20 protein-coding genes are annotated in these 20,051 nt (G+C 62.8%); 6 read left to right on the top strand and 14 right to left on the bottom strand.

What is annotated here, in order from left to right; translation table 11 throughout:
* Positions 1 to 124: 124 nt before the first annotated feature.
* Both C4K39_RS05630 and lptF read left to right on the top strand, forming a co-directional pair.
* Positions 125 to 538: a DUF4398 domain-containing protein gene (locus C4K39_RS05630; RefSeq protein WP_068583715.1), complete on the top strand. Its 414-nt coding sequence runs from the start codon at positions 125 to 127 to the stop codon at positions 536 to 538.
* A 49-nt stretch (positions 539 to 587) separates the two neighbouring features.
* A complete protein-coding gene (lptF, locus tag C4K39_RS05625; RefSeq protein ID WP_068583713.1) occupies positions 588 to 1,370 on the top strand; it encodes a lipotoxin F family OmpA-related lipoprotein LptF in 783 nt (260 codons plus the stop codon).
* Between the two features lie 86 nt (positions 1,371 to 1,456).
* On the opposite strand, the gene C4K39_RS05620 is transcribed toward lptF, so the two are convergent.
* From C4K39_RS05620 to prfB, 6 genes are all read right to left on the bottom strand, one after another.
* Positions 1,457 to 1,783 (bottom strand): PA3694 family proteiin, encoded by a 327-nt coding sequence (locus C4K39_RS05620; protein ID WP_068583710.1) that lies wholly within the window; start codon positions 1,781 to 1,783, stop codon positions 1,457 to 1,459.
* Positions 1,780 to 2,706 (bottom strand): alpha/beta hydrolase, encoded by a 927-nt coding sequence (locus C4K39_RS05615; protein ID WP_124345841.1) that lies wholly within the window; start codon positions 2,704 to 2,706, stop codon positions 1,780 to 1,782. Before C4K39_RS05615 ends, C4K39_RS05620 begins: the two co-directional genes overlap by 4 nt.
* 131 nt (positions 2,707 to 2,837) lie before the next feature.
* Positions 2,838 to 4,115 (bottom strand): flavohemoglobin expression-modulating QEGLA motif protein, encoded by a 1,278-nt coding sequence (locus tag C4K39_RS05610; protein ID WP_068583704.1) that lies wholly within the window; start codon positions 4,113 to 4,115, stop codon positions 2,838 to 2,840.
* A gap of 135 nt (positions 4,116 to 4,250) precedes the next feature.
* Positions 4,251 to 4,967 (bottom strand): TetR/AcrR family transcriptional regulator, encoded by a 717-nt coding sequence (locus tag C4K39_RS05605; RefSeq protein WP_068583701.1) that lies wholly within the window; start codon positions 4,965 to 4,967, stop codon positions 4,251 to 4,253.
* 105 nt (positions 4,968 to 5,072) lie between these two features.
* A complete protein-coding gene (gene lysS, locus C4K39_RS05600; RefSeq protein ID WP_068583697.1) occupies positions 5,073 to 6,575 on the bottom strand; it encodes a lysine--tRNA ligase in 1,503 nt (500 codons plus the stop codon).
* A 91-nt stretch (positions 6,576 to 6,666) separates the two neighbouring features.
* A protein-coding gene (gene prfB, locus C4K39_RS05595; protein WP_103324112.1) for a peptide chain release factor 2 occupies positions 6,667 to 7,762 on the bottom strand; the annotation gives its coding sequence in 2 pieces (ribosomal slippage) (positions 6,667 to 7,689 and positions 7,691 to 7,762; 1,095 coding nt in all).
* A 187-nt stretch (positions 7,763 to 7,949) separates the two neighbouring features.
* Between prfB and C4K39_RS05590 the strand changes: the two genes are divergently transcribed.
* On the top strand, positions 7,950 to 8,477 hold the full coding sequence (locus tag C4K39_RS05590; RefSeq protein ID WP_124345840.1) for a hypothetical protein: 528 nt from the start codon (positions 7,950 to 7,952) through the stop codon (positions 8,475 to 8,477).
* On the opposite strand, the gene C4K39_RS05585 is transcribed toward C4K39_RS05590, so the two are convergent.
* From C4K39_RS05585 to C4K39_RS05550, 8 genes are all read right to left on the bottom strand, one after another.
* Entirely contained in the window at positions 8,459 to 9,460 is a 1,002-nt protein-coding gene (locus C4K39_RS05585; RefSeq protein WP_068583692.1) for a response regulator, read from the bottom strand. The two genes, C4K39_RS05590 and C4K39_RS05585, sit on opposite strands and share 19 nt — an antisense overlap.
* 48 nt (positions 9,461 to 9,508) lie before the next feature.
* The gene (locus C4K39_RS05580; protein WP_068583689.1) at positions 9,509 to 10,519 is read right to left on the bottom strand and encodes a chemotaxis response regulator protein-glutamate methylesterase; all 1,011 of its coding nucleotides are present in this window, start codon (positions 10,517 to 10,519) and stop codon (positions 9,509 to 9,511) included.
* Entirely contained in the window at positions 10,516 to 12,843 is a 2,328-nt protein-coding gene (locus tag C4K39_RS05575; RefSeq protein ID WP_068583686.1) for a hybrid sensor histidine kinase/response regulator, read from the bottom strand. The genes C4K39_RS05580 and C4K39_RS05575 overlap by 4 nt, the downstream gene beginning before the upstream one ends.
* Positions 12,840 to 13,526, bottom strand: coding sequence for a chemotaxis protein CheW (locus tag C4K39_RS05570; protein WP_124345839.1), 687 nt, complete (start codon positions 13,524 to 13,526; stop codon positions 12,840 to 12,842). Before C4K39_RS05570 ends, C4K39_RS05575 begins: the two co-directional genes overlap by 4 nt.
* Entirely contained in the window at positions 13,523 to 14,800 is a 1,278-nt protein-coding gene (locus tag C4K39_RS05565) for a CheR family methyltransferase (RefSeq protein WP_068583681.1), read from the bottom strand. The genes C4K39_RS05570 and C4K39_RS05565 overlap by 4 nt, the downstream gene beginning before the upstream one ends.
* A complete protein-coding gene (locus C4K39_RS05560; protein WP_124345838.1) occupies positions 14,797 to 15,333 on the bottom strand; it encodes a chemotaxis protein CheW in 537 nt (178 codons plus the stop codon). The genes C4K39_RS05565 and C4K39_RS05560 overlap by 4 nt, the downstream gene beginning before the upstream one ends.
* Positions 15,333 to 16,955 (bottom strand): methyl-accepting chemotaxis protein, encoded by a 1,623-nt coding sequence (locus C4K39_RS05555; protein ID WP_068583676.1) that lies wholly within the window; start codon positions 16,953 to 16,955, stop codon positions 15,333 to 15,335. The genes C4K39_RS05560 and C4K39_RS05555 overlap by 1 nt, the downstream gene beginning before the upstream one ends.
* Positions 16,956 to 17,159: 204 nt before the next feature.
* Entirely contained in the window at positions 17,160 to 17,885 is a 726-nt protein-coding gene (locus tag C4K39_RS05550; RefSeq protein WP_068583675.1) for a tellurite resistance TerB family protein, read from the bottom strand.
* Between the two features lie 217 nt (positions 17,886 to 18,102).
* On the opposite strand from C4K39_RS05550, the gene C4K39_RS32150 reads away from it, so the two are divergent.
* The 3 genes from C4K39_RS32150 (at position 18,103) to C4K39_RS05535 (ending at position 19,945) form a co-directional block, all read left to right on the top strand.
* Positions 18,103 to 18,417 carry a hypothetical protein gene (locus tag C4K39_RS32150; RefSeq protein WP_124345837.1) on the top strand — a complete coding sequence of 105 codons (315 nt, stop codon included), beginning with the start codon at positions 18,103 to 18,105 and terminating at the stop codon, positions 18,415 to 18,417.
* A 74-nt stretch (positions 18,418 to 18,491) separates the two neighbouring features.
* A complete protein-coding gene (locus tag C4K39_RS05540) occupies positions 18,492 to 18,890 on the top strand; it encodes a hypothetical protein (protein WP_124345836.1) in 399 nt (132 codons plus the stop codon).
* 35 nt (positions 18,891 to 18,925) lie between these two features.
* On the top strand, positions 18,926 to 19,945 hold the full coding sequence (locus tag C4K39_RS05535; RefSeq protein ID WP_124345835.1) for a hypothetical protein: 1,020 nt from the start codon (positions 18,926 to 18,928) through the stop codon (positions 19,943 to 19,945).
* Positions 19,946 to 20,051: the final 106 nt, after the last annotated feature.

The raw sequence follows: 20,051 nt of genomic DNA, 5'->3' as shown, positions 1-20,051 counted from the left end.
CTCAGGTCACACCCATTAGCCATCACTGGAACGGCCGTTTCAAATTTTGCCATCAGCGCTTGTAGTCACTCAGCGTCACGGCGCAGGACCAGGGTGGATTTTGATGTTTCCCAGGAGTTACCCAATGGAGTTGAAGACCATGAAGATCAGCACTGCCAAATCCTCGTTCACCTCTCTGCGCGGGCTGAAACTGGCCGCGCTGGCCCTCGGTAGCAGCATGGTACTGGCCGGTTGTGCCGGGAATCCGCCCTCCGAGCAGTACGCGGTTACCCAATCGGCGGTCAATAGCGCAGTGAGCGCGGGCGGCACCGAATTTGCCGCTGTAGAAATGAAATCGGCGCAGGACAAGCTCAAGCAAGCCGAGATTGCCATGCATGACAAGAAGTACGACGACGCTCGCCGCCTGGCAGAACAAGCCGAGTGGGACGCCCGGGTCGCCGAGCGCAAGGCCCAGGCCGCCAAGGCCGAGCAAGCGCTGAAGGACTCGCAGAAAGGCGTTCAGGAACTGCGTCAGGAAGGTATGCGCAGCGTGCAGTAAGCCGCCGCCGACTCCCACGTACTCGTAATCGATTGAAAGGACGAACATTATGCGCAAACAACTGATGATCCCTGCCCTGTTGGCCATGAGCGTAGCCCTGGCGGCCTGCTCCACCCCGCCGAACGCCAACCTGGAAAATGCCCGCACCAACTTCTCGGCCCTGCAGGCCAACCCACAGGCCAGCAAGCTTGCCGCCCTGGAAACCAAGGACGCCTCCGACTGGATGGACAAGGCCGACAAGGCTTATCTGGACAAGGAAAACGAGAAGAAGGTCGACCAGCTGGCCTACCTGACCAACCAGCGGGTTGAGGTTGCCAAGGAAACCATCGCCCTGCGCACCGCCGAGATCAAGCTCAAGGACGCCGGTGACCAACGCGCCCGCGCCATCCTCGACGCCCGCGATGCACAGATCAAGCAGCTGCAGGCCAGCCTCAACGCCAAACAGACCGACCGCGGTACCCTGGTGACGTTCGGTGACGTGCTGTTCGCCCTCAACAAGTCCGACCTCAAGCCCAGCGGCCTGGCCAACATCACCAAACTGGCGCAGTTCCTCCAGCAGAACCCGGATCGCAAGGTGATCGTCGAAGGCTATACCGACAGCACCGGTCGCGACTCCTACAACCAGTCGCTGTCCGAGCGCCGTGCCGGTTCCGTGCAGATGGCCCTGATCCGCATGGGTGTCGATCCTGCGCGCATCGTCTCCCAGGGCTATGGCAAGGAATACCCGGTAGCCGATAACGGCAGCGTATCCGGCCGGGCCATGAACCGTCGCGTGGAAGTGACCATTTCCAACGACAACCAGCCTGTGGCGCCGCGCTCTTCGGTGCGCTGATCCTGCCTTTGCCTATATAGAGGCAGAGAAAACAAAACGCCGCGGACCTTGAGGTCCGCGGCGTTTTTCATTCCCGCAAGCCAGGATCATTGCTCCAGCTGCGGCGTCTCCTGGCCCATGCAGCGCACAGCCTGCTTCTTGTTGTTGACCAGGACTCCAGTCAGGCCTTTTTGCTGGGTATCGAACAACACCAGCACGCCATCCATGCACTGCGCCACTTCGGCAGCGGGCTGCAGGGAGATCTTGTAATCCTCGCCGGGCACGGTCTTGAGCATGGTGAAGTCGTTGAGCAACAACGCATCCTCCGGCTTGGCGAAATGCAGGTAGCCGTAGTACCACAGGCAGGCCACGGTGCCGAGGATGCTGCAGATACCGGTGATGATCATGGGGATGGCGTTGCGTTCTTCACTCATTGCGGACTCTCTGGAGGTTCAACTGCTGAATTCGGTGTCGCCGGGTAATTGGGGATCTCCCCCAGGCGGCGCAACCCGTCGAAATGCTGCGGATCATCGAGGTAGCGCAGCATGACGCTGCGCCAGGTCGGATCGGCAAAGGTTTGCACATGGTCGCCACGGGTCAGTTGCAGGACCCGTGGCGGCGGCGCAGCTTGATACAGACGGATGCCATTGGAAAGAGGCACCAGCGGATCATCGAGGCTGTGGTAGATCAGCTTGGGCACGCCTGTCAGGCGCGGCATGGAGTAGATGGCGCTGTCGGCGTCCGGCACCAGCCAGGACAACGGCACCTGCAAGGGCCAGGTCAACCAGGAGGTGCTCAGGGCGTAGCGCCCGACATCCCGATAGCTGGCCGGTACGCCATCGAGGACAAGCGCCTTGAGCTGGCCCTGGCGCTCTGGATGCTCCACCAGATAGTGAATGGCCAACGCACCGCCCAGGCTTTGACCCAGCACCACCAGCGGCTTGCCCTGGACCTCTGGGGCCTGGTCCAGCCACTTGAAGGCCGCGTCGACGTCCTGGTAGATCGCCGGGAGGGATGGCTCCCCCTCGGACACCCCATAGCCGCGATAGTCCAGCAACAGGACCTGATAACCCTGCTCCGGCAACCACCAGCTGCCACCCAGGTGCCAAGCCAGGTTGCCACCGTTGCCATGCAGGTGCAGCACCGTACCCTTGACCGGTACTCCAGCCTTGGCAGGCAGCCACCAGGCACGCAGCTTGAGGCCGTCGGCAGTGGTCAGGGTCACGTCGCGGTACTCGAGCTTGGCTCGCTGGGGAGTGAATGGCAGGCCAGGCTCCGGGTAGAACAGCAGCGAACTGCACCCCTGCAGGCCCAACAACAGGGCAAGAACCGCACAGCACTTGAGTAATCTGCTCATCGGGCATTTCTTGTCGCGAGCGGCGAGCGAACGCGACACGAACGCCATCGTGCAAGTCGCGGAACATCCTGCGAGGCCTTGCGGCAGCGACAGGTATCTGTGAGTACATCCATGTTCGGCCCCATGCAGGTCTACAGGATATTGGAGTAGTCCGCCTCGATCCGATCCAGGCTCAAGTGGTTGAGGAAGTTGGAGAAACACATCCACGCCGACAGCGCATTCATGTCGCGAAACTGCTCGGGCAGGTACTTGGGCGGCACCACCAGCCCTTCATCGACCAGCTGCCGCAGGGTGCGCATGTCCTCGAGGGTGGTCTTGCCGCAGAACAGCAACGGCACCTGCTCCAGCTTGCCTTTGCGTACAGCCAGCTGAATGTAGTTGTAAACCATGATGAAGCCCTTGAGATAGGACAAGTCCTTGGTAAAAGGCAACCCATTGGGCACCGAACCACGGAACACCCGGCTGGCGTTGCCGTAGCTCTCGGCCATCTCGAAACCCTGTTCGCGGAAGAACTCGAACACCTGCAGGAAATCCGCCCCCTCCTCCACCATATGGATCGCCCGAGTACGGTTGGTCAGCTTGCGCAGGCGGCTGGGGTAGGAGGCGAAGGTAATGATCTCCATGAGGATCGCCAGGCCTTCCTGGGTCACCGTCGACGAGGGCGGGCCCTTGGCCAGGAAGGTGCAGATCGGCTGGTTGAGGCCGTTCAGGGTGGTGCCTACATGCACCAGGCCTTCATGGACTTCCAGGGCGCGCACATCACGATCGTTGAACATCGCATCGCTGCGGATCTTGATGTAGTCGGCCCCTGCCGCCGCATCGGCGACGATACCGTCGGACTCGAAGACCCGGATGGTTTCCTCGGCTTCGCCGAACACCTTGTTCAACCGGCCTTGCAGCAAGCCGACGGCATCCTTGGCGCTCAAGGTCTTGGGTTCGTCCTTGAGATCGCCGCGCCCGTCGATGTTGTTCAGGTAGTCGGACATCATCAGGCCGAGGTCCGCCAGGGTCGGGTCGCCAGCATGGAAGGCGTCGGAGGCGGCACCATACAACTCCTGGGAAATCAGGCCGAAATCACCCGTACCCCGCGCCTCCAGCATGCGCACCACCATGCGGTATTCCTTGCACATGCGGCGCATGATCTGCCCCACCGGGCTGAACTGGCCCAGTTGACGCGTGATGTCGCGCTCGATGTTCTGGAACTCCAGCTTCACCGCACCGGAGTCGAAGGACAACGGGCGCCCCTCGTAATAGGCGCGGTCCACCGCCGGCATTTCCTTGCCCTTGGCCTTGAGAAATCCCTTGCGAATGCTTTCGTCCCATTTCACCGCATCCAGGACGCGAATCGGTGTCTGTGCCAGCACTATGCGATCGGACAAAGTGCGTATCGTCTGCTGGTAATCGTCCACCCGAAATTCCCTCTGTTGAATCGCTCGAACCTGTGACTGGGCGGCCCGCTGAACGCGTACCGCTGCGACAAAGACCTTGCCGGTCCTGAATTGACCTGGAGCCTGGTTGATCCGTTCCCGGTCGGGACTGCTACCTCACACGGAAGCCAGCACCAGGTGCATGTAGCGGGTCAGGATACCGAGCATTTCCTCGTCGGCCAGTGGCTCGGCGTCGTTGAGCAGGCCCTGATATTCCATTCGGCCGATTATAGACGTCAACACCTTGGCATCCTGCTGTGGCTCCCGCGACCCCAGGACCTGGAAGAACTGGCAAGTGCCCTGCAGCAGGATCTGCTGGTGCGAGCGCACCAGCTGCGCCAGGCGCGGGTTGAGCAACGCCTCCTGGCGAAATGCCTGCTCGGCCATCAAGTGCTCGCGGCGAGTGCTGAGCTGGCGCTGCACGTAGTCGGCGGTCATGCGCGCGATATCGTCGGCCAGTTGCGAACGGCAAGCCAGGCTGCCGTCGCCATAGGCCACCATCTCCCGCAGCAACCCTTCGTTACTGGTCCACAGCTTGGCCATGAACGCCGCGCTGCGTTCGACATACTGGGCGAAGGTATCGGTGAGCAGGTCATCGATATCCTTGAAGTAATAAGTCGTGGCCGACAGCGGCACACCGGCTTCGGCGGCTACCGCGCGATGGCGCACGGCCCGCACGCCGTCGCGCACGACAATGCGCATGGCGGCATCGAGGATCTCCTGTCGGCGTTGTTCACTGCCCTGGCGGCTGGCCTTGCGGCCTTGGTACTGAACACTTTCAGCCACCGCAGTGGCGATGCCAGCTGCACCTTCTTGAGCAATTGCACGGTTCACGACAGGTATTCCTCTTATCAATTACACAGAATCAAAAGCGGTACGTCAGTTCCAACCAGACAATAAAAAGCCGCCTGGTAAAGGCGGCTTCTTATTCACGACATCTTAGGCTTGCGGCCGCATGTGCGGGAACAAGATCACGTCGCGAATCGACGGCGAGTTGGTCAGCAGCATCACCAGGCGGTCGATGCCGATGCCTTCACCGGCGGTTGGCGGCATGCCGTATTCCAGGGCACGGACGAAGTCGGCGTCGTAGTGCATGGCCTCGTCGTCACCGGCGTCCTTCTCGGCCACCTGGGCCAGGAAGCGCTCGGCCTGGTCTTCGGCATCGTTGAGCTCGGAGTAGGCGTTGGCGATCTCGCGGCCACCGATGAACAGCTCGAAGCGGTCGGTCACGGCCGGGTTGTCGTCGTTGCGACGAGCCAGCGGAGACACTTCGAACGGGTACTCGGTGATGAAGTGCGGCTGCTCCAGCTTGTGCTCCACCAGCTCTTCGAAAATCATCACCTGCAGCTTGCCCAGGCCTTCGTGGCCCAGCACCTTGGCCCCGGCCTTCTTGGCGATCTCGCGGGCGCGGTCGACATCTTGCAGGTCGGCAGCGGTCAGCTCCGGGTTGTACTTGAGGATCGAGTCGAACACCGACAGGCGCACGAACGGTTCGCCGAAGTGGAACACCTTGTCGCCGTACGGCACGTCGGTGGTGCCCAGGACCAGTTGCGCCAGCTCGCGGAACAGTTCCTCGGTGAGGTCCATGTTGTCGTTGTAGTCGGCGTAGGCCTGGTAGAACTCGAGCATGGTGAATTCAGGGTTGTGACGAGTCGAGACGCCTTCGTTACGGAAGTTGCGGTTGATCTCGAACACTTTCTCGAAGCCACCAACCACCAGGCGCTTGAGGTACAGCTCCGGCGCGATACGCAGGAACATGGCCATGTCCAGGGCGTTGTGGTGGGTTTCGAACGGCTTGGCCGCTGCGCCGCCAGGAATGGTCTGCAGCATTGGCGTCTCGACTTCGAGGAAGTCGCGCTTGGCCAGGAAGCTGCGGATGTGGGAGATCACCTGGGAGCGCACACGGAAGGTGTGGCGGGTTTCCTCGTTGACCATCAGGTCGACGTAGCGCTGGCGGTAGCGCTGCTCGGTGTCGGTCAGGCCGTGGTGCTTGTCCGGCAGCGGGCGCAGCGACTTGGTCAGCAGGCGCACGTTGGTCATCTCGACGTACAGGTCGCCCTTGCCGGAACGGGCCAGGGTGCCTTCGGCGCTGATGATGTCGCCCAGGTCCCAGGTCTTCACCGCGGCCAGGGTTTCTTCCGCCAGGGTCTTGCGGTTGACGTAGACCTGGATGCGGCCAGTCATGTCCTGGATCACCATGAACGAGCCACGGTTGAGCATGATGCGACCTGCCACCTTGACCGGGATCGCCGCTGCTTCCAGCTCTTCCTTGGTCTTGTCCGCGTACTGTTTCTGCAGGTCGTTGCAGTAGCTGTCGCGACGGAAGTCGTTGGGGAAGGCATTGCCCTTGGCACGCTCTGCGGCAAGTTTTTCCTTGCGCAGGGCGATCAGGGCGTTTTCTTCCTGTTGCAGGTCTTGCGCTTCGGTCTTGAGGTCGCTCATGTCGTCATTCTTTCCATCAGGTGTTCATTGCCCCTGTCGGGCAGGGCGCGCAATACCGGCAACGGCCGGTATCGCGGCGGTGGTGTGCGGTTTACAGCCCCTGCTTGAGGCTCGCTTCCAGGTATTGGTCGAGGTCGCCGTCCAGGACCTTCTGGCAGTCGCTGCGCTCGACGCCGGTACGCAAGTCCTTGATGCGCGAGTCATCCAGTACGTAGGAACGGATCTGGTGGCCCCAGCCGATGTCCGACTTGGTGTCTTCCAAGGCCTGCGAGGCGGCGTTGCGCTTCTGCATTTCCTGCTCGTACAACTTGGCCCGCAGCATCTTCATGGCGGTGTCCTTGTTGGCGTGCTGGGAACGTTCGTTCTGGCAGCTGACCACAGTGTTGGTCGGCACGTGGGTGATCCGCACCGCCGAGTCGGTGGTGTTCACGTGCTGGCCGCCGGCGCCGGAGGAACGATAGGTATCGATGCGCAGGTCGGACGGGTTGATCTCGATCTCGACCTTGTCGTCGATCTCGGGCGAAACGAATACCGCCGAGAACGAGGTGTGGCGACGGGCGCCGGAGTCGAACGGGCTCTTGCGCACCAGGCGGTGTACGCCGATCTCGGTACGCAGCCAGCCAAAGGCGTACTCGCCCTTGATGTGCACGGTAGCGCCCTTGATGCCGGCGACGTCACCCTCGGACAGTTCCATGATGGTGGCGTCGAAGCCGCGCTTGTCGGCCCAGCGCAGGTACATGCGCAGCAGGATGTTGGCCCAGTCCTGGGCCTCGGTGCCACCAGAGCCGGCCTGGATGTCCAGGTAGGCGTTGTTCATGTCCATCTCGCCACTGAACATGCGACGGAACTCAAGCTGGGCCAGGGCTTCTTCCAGCCCCTGCAGCTCGGTCTCGACGTCGCTCACGGCGCCTTCGTCATTCTCCTCGACGGCCATGTCGAGCAAGTCCTTGCAGTCCGCCAAGCCGCCGGACAGCTTGTCCAGGGTCTCGACGACCTGCGCCAACATGGAGCGCTCGCGCCCTAGTGCCTGGGCGTATTCGGGCTTGTTCCAGACGTTGGGGTCTTCCAGTTCGCGGTTGACTTCGATCAGGCGGTCATGCTTTTGATCGTAGTCAAAGATACCCCCGAATGGACTGGGAACGCTCGGTCAGGTCCTTGATGGTATTCAGGATCGGGTTGATTTCCATGGATGGCAGCACTCGTTGGCGAACTTTTGAAAGCCGACGATTATAACGGAATCACTGAATGGCGGCAGCCCGCTTGGCGGCTTTAACAGTGAATAGCCACGCCAACACGCATGCCGGGCCCTCTATAATCCGGGCTCACGCTTCATCCCCATGCCCCACTGCCAGCAGAAAGCGCAAGCGAGCATCCATGGAAAGAACCCTCACTGATGCAGAAATCCGCGACATCCTCGCCCGGGAAAGGCGCAACCTGAGGGGCTCGCAGGCGATGGTGTACTTCATCCTCGGCCTGTTCGCCGCCATAGCGCTGTTGGGCGTCGGCCTGTTCATCCACACGCTGCTGGCCTGGGCCCTGGCCGTACCTTTGGCGGTGTTTCTCTGGTGGTGGATCTATTACCGTACCCGCGCCATGGAAAACACCGTGGGCACGCACACCCTATGGTTGCAGGCGCAGTTCAGCGCCACTTGGGTCAACGCCCACCGCAATGGCCACTGGCGCTACGTCTTCGGTGACTACCCCATCGCCGCCAGCAACCTGATCGACAATCTGTTCAGCGCAGGAAAACTCAACATCCATGCCCAGTACAGAGTCGAAGCCGTGCTGCTGACTTGCCCACAAACCTCGAGCCGCTGCTACCACCTGTTCCCCGATACCTTTATCGAAATATCCGGGGACCAACAGCCTGCCAGCGAAGACGGCTACTCGATCCCCACCTGATTGCGCCCATTGTTCTTGGCCAGGTACAGGCCCTTGTCCGCGGCCGAAATCAACTGCCGGCAATGGCTGTTGGGCTGCGGAGTCATGGTCGACAGGCCGATGCTGATGGTCAGGCTGGCCCCTTCCACTGGTGCGATATGGGGGATTTTCAGGGCCTCGACGGTCTGGCGCAGCTTTTCGGCTACCAGGCGCGCGCCACCCGGTGAGGTATTGGGCAGCACCAGGACGAACTCTTCGCCACCGTAGCGCGCCGGCAGGTCGGATGGCCGGCTGCTGGCCTCACGGATTGCCGCGGCCACCTTGCGCAAGGCCTCGTCGCCCTCCAGATGGCCGAAAGTGTCGTTGTAGGTCTTGAAGTAGTCGACGTCGATCATCAGCAGCGACAACTGGCTCTGCTCACGCATGGCCCGGCGCCATTCCAGCTCTAGGTATTCGTCGAAGTGCCTGCGGTTGGACAAGCCGGTCAGGCCGTCGGAGTTCATCAGCCGTTGCAGCACCAGGTTGGTATCGAGCAACTGCTGCTGGCTGACCCGCAACGCCCGGTAGGCGGCGTCCCGCTGCAACAGGGTCATGTAGGAGCGCGAGTGATAGCGGATACGCGCCACCAACTCGATGTTGTCCGGGAGCTTGACCAGGTAGTCGTTGGCCCCGGCGGCAAAGGCCGCACTCTTGATCAGCGGGTCTTCCTTGGTGGACAGGACGATGATCGGAATGTTCTGGGTGGCCGGGTGGTTGCGGTACTCGCGCACCAGGGTCAGGCCATCGAGGCCCGGCATCACCAGGTCCTGGAGGATCACCGTGGGCTTGATGCGGATCGCCTGGGCAATGGCCTGGTGCGGATCGGCGCAAAAGTGGAAGTCGATGTTTTCCTCATTCGCCAACCCACGCCGAACCGCCTCGCCGATCATGGCCTGGTCGTCCACCAGCAACACCATGGCAGCGTTTTCATCGGTCTTGAATTCGTCGAGCTGTAAATCATTCATGGGTTGTCACCTGAAGTGCTACCTGGCCAGGACAGCTGCGTTTATCAGTCATTTGGCAAATATCTCCAGCAAACGTGGAGCGATCTTGTCCAGTGGGCGAATCTCTGCGGCGGCGCCGATGGCAGCGGCTGCCTTGGGCATGCCATACACCGCGCTACTGTTCTGGTCCTGGGCGATGGTCAGATAACCCTGATCGCGCATCAGCTTCAAGCCCTGGGCGCCATCGCGCCCCATGCCGGTCAGTAGCACACCCACCGCATCGCCACTCCAGTAACTGGCGACACTTTCAAAAAATACATCGATGGACGGACGGTAGATCTCGTTCACCGGCTCGGCGGTATAGGCCAGCGTTCCGTTCTTCAACAAGCGGATATGGTGGTTGGTTCCCGCCAGCAGCACCGTGCCGCTTTGCGGTGGCTCGCCCTCGCGCGCCAGGCGTACCTGCAGGCCCGATGCGCTGCTGAGCCATTCAGCCATGCCCGCGGCAAACACCTGATCGACATGCTGGACCAGCACGATGGCTGCCGGAAAGTCCTTTGGCAAGCCCTTGAGCAATACTTCGAGTGCCGCCGGCCCGCCTGCGGAGGAGCCAATGGCCACCAGGCTCTGGCGTGGCATGCCGCTGCGCAGCGGCAGCGGCACAGAACGCACGCGGCTGCCACGCTGGCCGATCAGCCAACCGATATTGAGGATCTTGCGCAACAGCGGGGCCGCCGCCTCCTGGGCATTGCCCGCGCCCACGGCGGGGGTGTCCACCACGTCCAGGGCTCCATGGCCCATGGCCTCGAACACACGGTGGACATTCTGCTGCCGATCGACGGTGACGATCACGATGGCGCACGGCGACTCGGCCATGATTCGCCGCGTAGCCTCAACGCCGTCCATCACCGGCATGATCAGGTCCATGAGAATCAGGTCCGGGGTCAGTTCGGCGCAATACTTCACCGCCTCGGCACCGTTGGTGGCGACCCAGACCACCTCGTGACTGGGGTCGAAAGCCAGCGCCCGGCGCAAGGCCTCCACGGCCATGGGCATATCGTTGACTATCGCTATCTTCATGCCCGCGCTCCTCCAATCAGTTCCACCACCGCATCCAGCAGGGCGTCGTCATGGAAACTGGCTTTGGCTAGATAATAGTCGGCACCGGCATCCAGACCGCGGCGCCGGTCTTCCTCACGATCCTTGTAGGACACCACCATCACCGGCAGCGACTGCAGGCGATTGTCGCGGCGCAAGAGTGTGACCAATTCGATTCCATCCATTCGCGGCATGTCGATATCGGTGATCAGCAGGTCGAAGCTTTCCGAACGCAAGGCGTTCCAGCCGTCCATGCCGTCCACGGCCACGGCCACGTCGTAGCCGCGATTGATCAGCAACTTGCGCTGCAGTTCGCGCACCGTCAGGGAGTCGTCGACCACCAGGATCCGCTTGCGCGCAGCCTGTGCATGTTGCTGATGATGCCGGGCGATGCGTTCCAGGCGACCGGTGTTGAGCAGTTTGTCCACCGACCGCAGCATGTCCTCGACATCGACGATCAAGGCCACGCGTCCATCGTCGAGCAAAGCGCCGGCAGAAATATCCTGGATCTTGCCCAGGCGGTCGTCGAGCGGCAGCACCACCAGGGTCCGCTCACCGATAAAGCGCTCCACGGCGACGCCATACACGGCATCGCGCTCGCGGATCACCACGACTTTCAAGGTCGAGGCGTCATTCTGGCTCGCCGGTCGCTGCAACAGCTGGCTGGCCGCCACCAAGCCCACATGCTGGCCCTCATGCCAGAAGTGCTGGCGCCCCTCCACCTGGACGATTGCCTCCGGCTCCAGGTCGCACATGCGCTCGATATGAGCCAGGGGGAAGGCATAGGCTTCCTCGCCGACCTCCACCACCAGGCTGCGCACCACCGACAAGGTCAGCGGCACTTCCAGGTGGAAACAACTGCCCTGGCCGGTGGTCTGCTCCAGCACCACAGCCCCACGCAGCTGGCGCACCATGTGCTGCACGGCATCCAGGCCAACGCCGCGACCGGAAACTTCAGTCACCTTGTCGCGCAGGCTGAAACCTGGCAGGAACAGGAACGTCAGCAATTCTTCTTCACTAAGTTGTGCCGCTGTCGGGGCCGGGGAGAGCTGGCGCTCGACAATGCTCAGGCGCAAGCGCTCCAGGTCCACCCCGTGCCCATCGTCACTGAGTTCCAGCACCAGCAAGCCGGCCTGATGGGAGGCCTTCAGGCGAATCACCCCTTCGGCTGGCTTGCCCGCCAGCAGCCGCTGCTCGGGCAGTTCGATGCCATGGTCGACAGCGTTGCGCAACAGGTGGGTGAGCGGTGCCTCGAGCTTCTCCAGCACATCGCGGTCGACCTGGGTCTTTTCCCCCTCGATCTCCAGGCGTACCTGCTTGCCCAGGCTGCGCCCCAGGTCACGCACCATGCGGACCTGGCCACCGAGCACATCGGCAAAGGGCCTCATGCGGCAAGCCAGGGCCGTGTCGTAGAGCACCTGGGCGCGCTGGCTCGCCTGCCAGCCGAACTCATCGAGCTCGGCGGTTTTTTCCGCCAGCAATTGCTGGGACTCCGCCAGCAGTCGCCGCGCATCCTCCAAGGCCTCCTGGGCTTCGAGGCTCAGGGCATGCTCCTTGAGGTGCAGATTGAGGTTTTCCAAGGCCGCCAGGCTATTGCTCTGGATTCGCTTGAGCCGCTGCATGGTGGCCAGGTAAGGCTTGAGCCGCTGGGTCTCCACCAGTGACTTGCTGGACAGATCCAACAGTCCGTTGAGACGCTCTGCAGTGACCCGCAGCACGCGCTCGCCACCGTCGGTGATACGTCTGTTGGGACGTGCAGCGGCCACCACGGCGTCCAGCGAAGGTTCTGGCTCGACCTCCACCAGGGATTCGGGCATGGGCTCCAAGGGCGCGTCCAGCGATAACGCCAGTGGTGCATCCGGCAGGTCCGGCGGCGACCCGGGCGCCACCGGCAATACTCCGCCGGCTGTCGCCCCCGGGTCCAGCAGGCGCTCCATCAGCGCCACATAGACCTGGATATCCGCCGCTACGAGTTCTGCGCCACCGGGCGTGCCAATGCGCGTCAGCAGGTCGGTTCCCTGGAGCAAAGCGTCGATATGCTCAGGCTGCAGGTACAGGCGCCCTTCCTGGGCGCTGACCAGGCAGTCCTCCATGACATGGGCGACGCTCACGCCAGCATCGACCCCGACGATCCGCGCCGCCCCCTTGAGGGAGTGGGCGGCACGCATGCAAGCCTCCAGCTGGTCGGCCTGGGTCGGATTGCGCTCCAGCGCCAGCAGCCCGGCACTGAGCACCTGGGTCTGGGCCTCGGCTTCCAGGCTGAACAGTTCCAGCAACGAGGCATCACGCATTTGATCGGGGGTCATGAGAGGCTCCGGGTCACGGCCAAGAGCAGCTGCTCTTCATCCAGCCAGCGCAAGCTGCGTCCCTGCCATTGCAGCACGCCACGGGTGTACTTGGCAGTGGCTTGCTCACCGGAAGTCGAGGCGCCGTTGAGAATCCGCTCGTCGATAGCATGGATGCCATGCACCTCATCCACCGGCACCACTACGGGGCCGCCCTCGGCGCCGATGATCAGCATCCGCGGCATCACCCGCCCCGAGGGGGCGGTGCCCGGTGTGCTATCGAGCCCCAGCAACTCGGTCAACGACAGGCAGGCCACCAGCGCCCCACGGACATTGGCCACCCCCAGCAATGCCCGTGATCGCTGATGCGGCAGGGAATGAATCGCCTGCTGCGGCGCCACTTCCAGCAGGCAACGGGTCGCCAATGCCAGCCACTCCTCGCCCAGACGGAACATCAGCAGCGAACGGGTGACCACATCACTGTCGGCCTCCTGGACCACCGAGTGCTCGCGGTCCTCCTGGCGCAACGAATAACGATCGAGCAGGCGCGTAGCCGCAGCGGAATAAACAGAACAATTGCGACAATGGACATGTTCGGCCAACAAGGGGCAGGACTTGTCGCCAAGGATGCCGATGCGATTCCAGCAGTCATCGATGGCCTGCGCATCTTCACGGGTCACGTCCAATGAATATGAATGGCTCATCGTTTCAACTCACTGTCGGCAGTGCGCGAGCTACGAGCGGCACGCTCCTGCAATCGTTGGGCGCCGGCGAAGTCGCCCTGGGACGCCAGCAATGCCGCCAGGTGCGCCAGGGCTTCGGGATGCTGCGGCTCCAGGTACAAGGCCTTGCGATAGAAGCCCTGGGCCTCGATGGCGTTACCCGCCACGTCGCTGAGCAAACCCAGCCAATAGAACACCTGGGCTACCGGCTCATGTTGCTGCAGATAGCGCTCGCAAGCGGCCCGGGCCTCACCACTCTTGCCCTCATTGGCCAGCGCCGTGATGCTTGCCAGCAGGCCCGCGCCATCGCTGGCCGGGACCACGCTGTTGGTGGGCGCCGGGGCCGCCACGCGACTGGCAAAGGGACGCTGGCGTGGCGCCGGGGGAGCCACACTGCGTGGCGGCATCGGTAGGGGCAAGGGCTGCGGCAGCGGGGCCAAGGGCTGTGCCGGGGCAGGTTCGCTGTGGCGGCTGAAGGCAAAGGATTGGGGAATGCCGATCGAGCGCATGCCCAAGCGCCCCAGCAAGCTGCCCTCGGCCGGGCCGATGAACAGCACACCCTCTTCATGGGTCAGGCGCTTGAGCACTTCGAACACCTGGCGCTGGGTGGGCTGGTCGAAATAGATCAGCAGGTTGCGGCAGAAGACAAAGTCGAAGGCCGGCTCGGAGGCCAGCAACCCCGGCTCCATCACATTGCCGACCTGTAGCCGCACCTGCTCACGGACCCGCTCGTTCAAGCGATAGCGATCACCCTCGGCCACGAAGTGACGCTCTCGAAAATCCGTGTCCTGGCCACGAAAGGAATTCTTGCCATAGACCGCATTCCGGGCCCGCTCCACCGATAGCGGGCTGACATCCAGGCCGTCGATCTTGAACTGATGGGGCGCCAGGCCGCCATCCAGCAGGGCCATGGCGATCGAATAAGGCTCTTCGCCGGTGGAACACGGCAGGCTCAGCAAGCGCAGGGCACGCATGCCCTTGATCTGGGCCAGGCGGGCCGAGGCCAGCTTGACCAGCGTGGCGAAGGACTCCGGATAACGGAAAAACCAGGTCTCCGGGACGATCACCGCCTCGATCAGCGCCTGCTGCTCCTCCTGCGAGCCTTGCAACCGATGCCAGTACTCATCGTTGCCATGGATATACAACGCATTGCAGCGCTGGCGCACCGCACGCTCGATGATCGCCGGCCCCACGGAGGCGACATCCAGGCCGATTCGCTCCTTGAGGAAATCGAAAAACCGTTGTTCGCCGCTCATCGAGGCTCCTCGAGCGCAGCCAGGTCAAGCGGCGGGCTGGGAAACAACAACTCGCGCACTTCGGGCCGCAGCAGGTCATCGACCCGTACCCACTGCAACAGCCCCTGGGCATCCTCGCGCACCGGCCCCAGGTACGGGGCCTGGGCGTTGTCCAGGCCATAGGGCTGGAACTGCTGCGGATCGCAGCGCAGGGTGTCGTTGGCCTGCTCCAGCAACAACCCCAGGACCCGCGCGGGCTGCTCGGCCTCGCCACGATAGTGCACCAGCACCAGGCGCGTGCTGGTACGCAATTGCGCCGGCCGGCCAAAGGTCAGTTGGCACAGGTCGATCACTGGCACCACCGTGCCACGGTAGGCGAAGACTCCCGAAACCCAGCTCGGGGCCTGGGCAATGGGCTTGAGTTGCAGGCGCGGCAGCACCTCGACCACATCCACGGCCCGCAGCGCATACCGCTCCTGGCCGATGCGGAAAACCAGGAACAGCACGGTCTTCACCGAGGCTGCGCCATTGCGCTTGTGCGCGAGCTCATCCATCAGACTTTGAAACGCGAAACGCCGCTACGCAGCCCCACGGCCACCTGGCTCAGTTCGTCGATGGCGAAACTGGCCTGGCGCAGGGACTCGACGGTCTGGCTACTGGCATCGCCCAATTGCACCAGCGCGTGATTGATCTGCTCGGCGCCGGTGGCCTGGGCCTGCATGCCTTCGTTGACCATCAACACCCGCGGCGCCAGGGCCTGGACCTGGTGGATGATCTGCGACAACTGCTCACCCACCTGCTGTACCTCGGCCATGCCGCGGCGCACTTCTTCGGAGAACTTGTCCATGCCCATGACCCCGGCCGATACCGCCGACTGGATCTCGCGAACCATCTGCTCGATATCGTAGGTCGCCACCGCCGTCTGGTCCGCCAGGCGGCGCACCTCCGTGGCCACCACGGCAAAACCGCGGCCGTATTCACCGGCCTTCTCGGCCTCGATGGCAGCATTGAGCGACAGCAGGTTGGTCTGGTCGGCGACTTTGACGATGGTCACCACCACCTGATTGATGTTGCCGGCCTTCTCGTTGAGGATCGCCAGCTTGGCATTCACCAGGTCTGCCGCGCCCATGACCGAATGCATGGTGTCTTCCATTCGCGCCAGGCCCTGCTGGCCGGATCCTGCCAACACCGAGGCCTGGTCGGCGGCGCTGGACACTTCGGTCATGGTCCGTACCAGATCCCGCGAAGTCGCGGCGATTTCCCGCGATGTGGCACCAATTTCCGTGGTCGTGGCGGCGGTCTCGGTGGCCGTGGCCTGCTGTTGCTTGGACGTGGCGGCAATCTCGGTCACCGACGTGGTGACCTGTACCGAGGAGCGCTGGGCCTGGGACACCAGGGCCGTGAGCTCGGTCATCATGTCGTTGAAGCCGGTCTCGACCGCACCGAACTCGTCCTTGCGCTCCAGGTTGAGGCGACCGCTAAGATCGCCGGTACGCATGACCTCCAGGATCTCCACGATCCGATTCATCGGCGCCATGATCGCCCGCATCAGCAGCAGGCCACAAAGTCCGGCCGCCAGTACCGCCAGCAACAGGGACACGCCCATGCTGACCTTGGCTGCCGCCACGGCATCGTCGATGGCGGCAGTAGCAGAGTCGGCTACTGCCTTGTTCTCGCTGATGATGTCGTTGAGCTTCAGGCGGCCCTTGGTCCAGGCCGGCGTCAGTTGCTCGTTGAACAGGCGGATCGCCTCGGCTTCCTGCTTGCGCTGGTGCAGGTCGAGCACCGCCGCCTGGATGCGATTGAAGTCCTGGTGATCCTTTTCGAAGGCATCGAACTCGTTCTGATCTTCGCGGCTGTTGATGGTCTGCTTGTAGTTGCCCATCTGGGTGACCAGATGCTGCTCGAAGGACTTGAAGTCAGCCACGTCCTCGGCGCTGATGTCCTGATTCTGCTTGAGCCCGATGATCTCCTGGGTCTGGATGTAGCTGTCGACCCAGGCACTGCGGATCATCGAACTGAAATAGACACCGGGCACCGCATCGTTGCGCATGCGCTCCTCGCCGGCCTCGATCTTCAGCAGCCGTGAGTACGAGACGACGACCATCAGCAGCATGATGGCGATAATCACCGCAAAGCTCGCCAAAATGCGTTGGCGCAACGTCCAGTTCTTCACAGTCAGCCCTCGAACCCATTCAAAAATGGAGGGAGTATAGCTGAGGACGATGCAGGTTTTACGGGTGGCTTAACGACTCAGGCAGGACTTTTAGTGGTTTTGTGCAACCGCTCTGGCCAGGGGCCTGTAGAGGACTTCACCGGTCGCACAAAGGCATTTCGGCAATTGCACAGGACAGAATCGCCAAGAGGCTCGACAGGTCTCTCAGGGCTGGACCTGGCGTACCTGGTTCTCCAGTTCCGCCTTGAGCCCTGCCGGCAGCTGCAGTTGGCGCGCCAACTCCTCAAGGTAGGCCTTCTCCATGAAGTGCTGCTCATCCACCAGCATCACGCTGGCCAGGTACATCTCGGCGGCCATCTCCGGGGTGCTGGCGGCCCGGGCCACATCGGCAGGGTCCAGGGGCTTGTTCAACTCGCCGTGCAGCCACTGCTGCAGCTGTGGATCGTCATCGAGCTTGCGGAACTCACCCTCGATCAACTCACGCTCGCGCTCATCCACATGGCCATCGGCCTTGGCGGCCGCCACCAGCGCCTTGAGGATCGCCTGGCTGTGTTGCTCCACTTGCTGCGGGGCCAACCGATCGAGGGTCTGGGGCTCGGTACCCGGCGCACTGCCCTGCTGCGCCTGCCAATTGCCATAAGCCTTGTAGGCCAGCACCCCGAGCGCGGCCAAACCACCATAGGTCAGGGCCTTGCCACCGAACTTGCGCACCTTCTTGTTGCCCAGCAACAAGCCCATGGCTCCGGCAGCCAGGGCACCACCACCGGCGCCAGCGAGCAACCCGCCCAGGCCCCCGGTCTTGGCCCCGAGCAAGCTGCCCAGACCGACCGAATCGGCCGTCGGCCTGGCCTGTGGCGAATTACCAGCCTTGTTCTGCAGGAGCTCTTGGCCGGACTTGAGTAGTTGGTCGAGCAATCCACGGGTATTCATCTGCCACCTCCGCAAAAACCAGTGTCACCTCGACACCTGAGGCCTCAAGACTAGAGAGAAGTGCCCAGCTCCAGGGGGCGATAATGCTTCTGAATGTTGCTTTGGCTCTTCAATGCCTGGACAAGCTCGACCCAGGCTTGAACCTCGATTTTGCCGAAACATCCTAAGGGCGCGTGGACTGGCCCCGTGGAGGGCAAAAGCCAAGCTTGGCCGTCGGTTGCTTGCTTCATCCGCCCCCAGTCACCACCATCGCGTCGATCTCAAAACGGACTATCCCATACAAACCAAATGGCTGGTCAACGGCCAGCTGGTAGCTGGCGAAGACCCGGCCCAACCGGTGTACGACCCGACGCAAGGCAGCGTGCGGGTACATATCAACGAAACCATCGAGCCCCAGGTGGGCGCCACGGTGCGTGCTGCTGACGGAGCCTTCGACAGCTGCTCGCCGGCCAGTCGCGCAAAGGCAGGACGACTGGATAAGCATCCGCAGTTGCGGCACTATCCGCGGCCAGAAAAGCACCGGTTTCACTGACCACAATTGCCCTCCGGCAGCAAGGATGCGCCCATGCCCCACCCCACCTTAGCCATGGCCAACAGGTGCCGCCCATGAGCCAGAACGCTGCTGGCCACTACCATGTGGTGCGGATTACCACCGGCCTGGTGGCCCATTCGTTGCCGGTACTGTTGTTCTACCTGGCGCATATCTGGGGCATTCCACTGTATCGCCAGCTGTTCGGCGCCACGGCTCGAAGCTTCGGCCTGGGCATGATGGTGGACCTGCTGTTCTACCTGCTGATCGTCGGCGGCTGGCTGCTGGCGATGATTTCCAACCTCAAGCTCAAGCTGGTCCTGATTGGCGCCTTGGTGGCGTTCAGCGCCTGGGCGATGTTTCCCGAGCACCCGATACGCGGTTATGCCTATTGCCTGCTGATGGGAGTGCCTTCGCTGCTGGCGATCTGGCTGGCCCAACGCGGGTGTCGCGGGTTCGTCCCGGATACGCCATGACCTTCTTTCTGCCTTCACTCCCAACGAGTTCGCCGATGCCCGTTTCTCGCCACCTGCTGCGCCAGTTGTTCGTTTGCCTGTTGTTCGGCACCAGCGCACAGGTCGTCCAGGCTGCTGCCCCCACCTGCCCGTCCAGCGACCTGCCGACCTTTGTCCAGGCCTTCGCCACGGACCCTGAACTGCAACTGGCGTTCAGTGACTCACCCCTGGTCGAACAGCGCCTGGTCTATGACGACTTTGGCCGCGTCGCCACCACGCGACACAAGCTCACTGGCGACAACCGCCACCTGCTGGCCCTGCTCGACCCCAAGGCCCAGGCCCGGTCGGGGCTGCAGACCTTCTGGGAGGACCATACCCTGGTGGTGCACGACCCCCAGGGCGACGTGGTCCAGGCCTTCGTCTTCGAGCGGAGCGCCTGCTGGCAACTTACCCGTATCGAGCAATGGTCGATGGACGGCCTGCTCGATCAACAAGCCCCCGCCGATGAAACCGCCCTGCAGCGTCAGTCGCGCAAGGCCGACCTGTTCCTGGCATATGGCGGACGCGAGCAGTACCCGTTGACGGTGTACTTCTTCGAGCTGGGTCAGCGCATCCTGGTGGATGCCGCCAGACATGGGTCGGCCAAGGCCGCCGTGCAAGCCGTGAGCCTGGGTTATTCGGGCATGGCGCCGGAACTCAAGCCTGGTGAGGCCGAGGAGCTGCTGCTGCCCTATGCCCAAGCGGATGCCGATGCGGCAGTGATGTTGTCCATGTACTACTGCGATCCGAAAGGCGATGGCTCGTTCGAGAGCTGTGTGAACCCGGGCAAGGCCGAGGCCGCCGTCCTCCAGGCCCTGCGCAAGCTGGACTCGGGCATGCTCTACGACATCCTGGCGGACGCGCTGTCCAGCGGGCGCTGGGGCACCACGGACAAGGCCCGGGCCCTGGCCTGCTACAAAGAGGCGATCCAGCGTGACCACCTGTCGGCGCTCGGGACACTGACCAGGCTGACTGCCGAGGGCCTGCCGGCCCAAGAGGCGCAATGCCTGGAGGCTTCGCCGAAAGCATCAGGTTGAAGCCAAAGACGAAACCCAGCCTAAGAGCGAGGCTTGCCCGCGATGCTCATTGACGGTAGCGCGAGCGCCCTGAAATCCATCGCGAGCACGCTTCGCGCCCACAGGG

It is taken from the genome of Pseudomonas sessilinigenes (assembly GCF_003850565.1).
Lineage (GTDB): Bacteria > Pseudomonadota > Gammaproteobacteria > Pseudomonadales > Pseudomonadaceae > Aquipseudomonas > Aquipseudomonas sessilinigenes.
This window is presented reverse-complemented; position numbering and strand designations above follow the sequence as displayed.

What these genes read in the sequence shown, in the direction of transcription:
- C4K39_RS05560 (WP_124345838.1), bottom strand. Translation starts at nt 15,333, where the DNA reads ATGGATGAGCTCGCGCACAAGCGCAATGGCGCAGCCTCGGTGAAGACC.
- C4K39_RS05540 (WP_124345836.1), top strand. Translation starts at nt 18,492, where the DNA reads ATGAGCCAGAACGCTGCTGGCCACTACCATGTGGTGCGGATTACCACC.
- C4K39_RS05590 (WP_124345840.1), top strand. Translation starts at nt 7,950, where the DNA reads ATGGAAAGAACCCTCACTGATGCAGAAATCCGCGACATCCTCGCCCGG.
- C4K39_RS05575 (WP_068583686.1), bottom strand. Translation starts at nt 12,843, where the DNA reads ATGACCCCCGATCAAATGCGTGATGCCTCGTTGCTGGAACTGTTCAGC.
- lptF (WP_068583713.1), top strand. Translation starts at nt 588, where the DNA reads ATGCGCAAACAACTGATGATCCCTGCCCTGTTGGCCATGAGCGTAGCC.
- C4K39_RS05580 (WP_068583689.1), bottom strand. Translation starts at nt 10,519, where the DNA reads ATGAAGATAGCGATAGTCAACGATATGCCCATGGCCGTGGAGGCCTTG.
- C4K39_RS05550 (WP_068583675.1), bottom strand. Translation starts at nt 17,885, where the DNA reads ATGAATACCCGTGGATTGCTCGACCAACTACTCAAGTCCGGCCAAGAG.
- C4K39_RS05565 (WP_068583681.1), bottom strand. Translation starts at nt 14,800, where the DNA reads ATGAGCGGCGAACAACGGTTTTTCGATTTCCTCAAGGAGCGAATCGGC.
- C4K39_RS05630 (WP_068583715.1), top strand. Translation starts at nt 125, where the DNA reads ATGGAGTTGAAGACCATGAAGATCAGCACTGCCAAATCCTCGTTCACC.
- lysS (WP_068583697.1), bottom strand. Translation starts at nt 6,575, where the DNA reads ATGAGCGACCTCAAGACCGAAGCGCAAGACCTGCAACAGGAAGAAAAC.
- C4K39_RS05615 (WP_124345841.1), bottom strand. Translation starts at nt 2,706, where the DNA reads ATGAGCAGATTACTCAAGTGCTGTGCGGTTCTTGCCCTGTTGTTGGGC.
- C4K39_RS05535 (WP_124345835.1), top strand. Translation starts at nt 18,926, where the DNA reads ATGCCCGTTTCTCGCCACCTGCTGCGCCAGTTGTTCGTTTGCCTGTTG.
- C4K39_RS05620 (WP_068583710.1), bottom strand. Translation starts at nt 1,783, where the DNA reads ATGAGTGAAGAACGCAACGCCATCCCCATGATCATCACCGGTATCTGC.
- C4K39_RS05570 (WP_124345839.1), bottom strand. Translation starts at nt 13,526, where the DNA reads ATGAGCCATTCATATTCATTGGACGTGACCCGTGAAGATGCGCAGGCC.
- C4K39_RS05585 (WP_068583692.1), bottom strand. Translation starts at nt 9,460, where the DNA reads ATGAATGATTTACAGCTCGACGAATTCAAGACCGATGAAAACGCTGCC.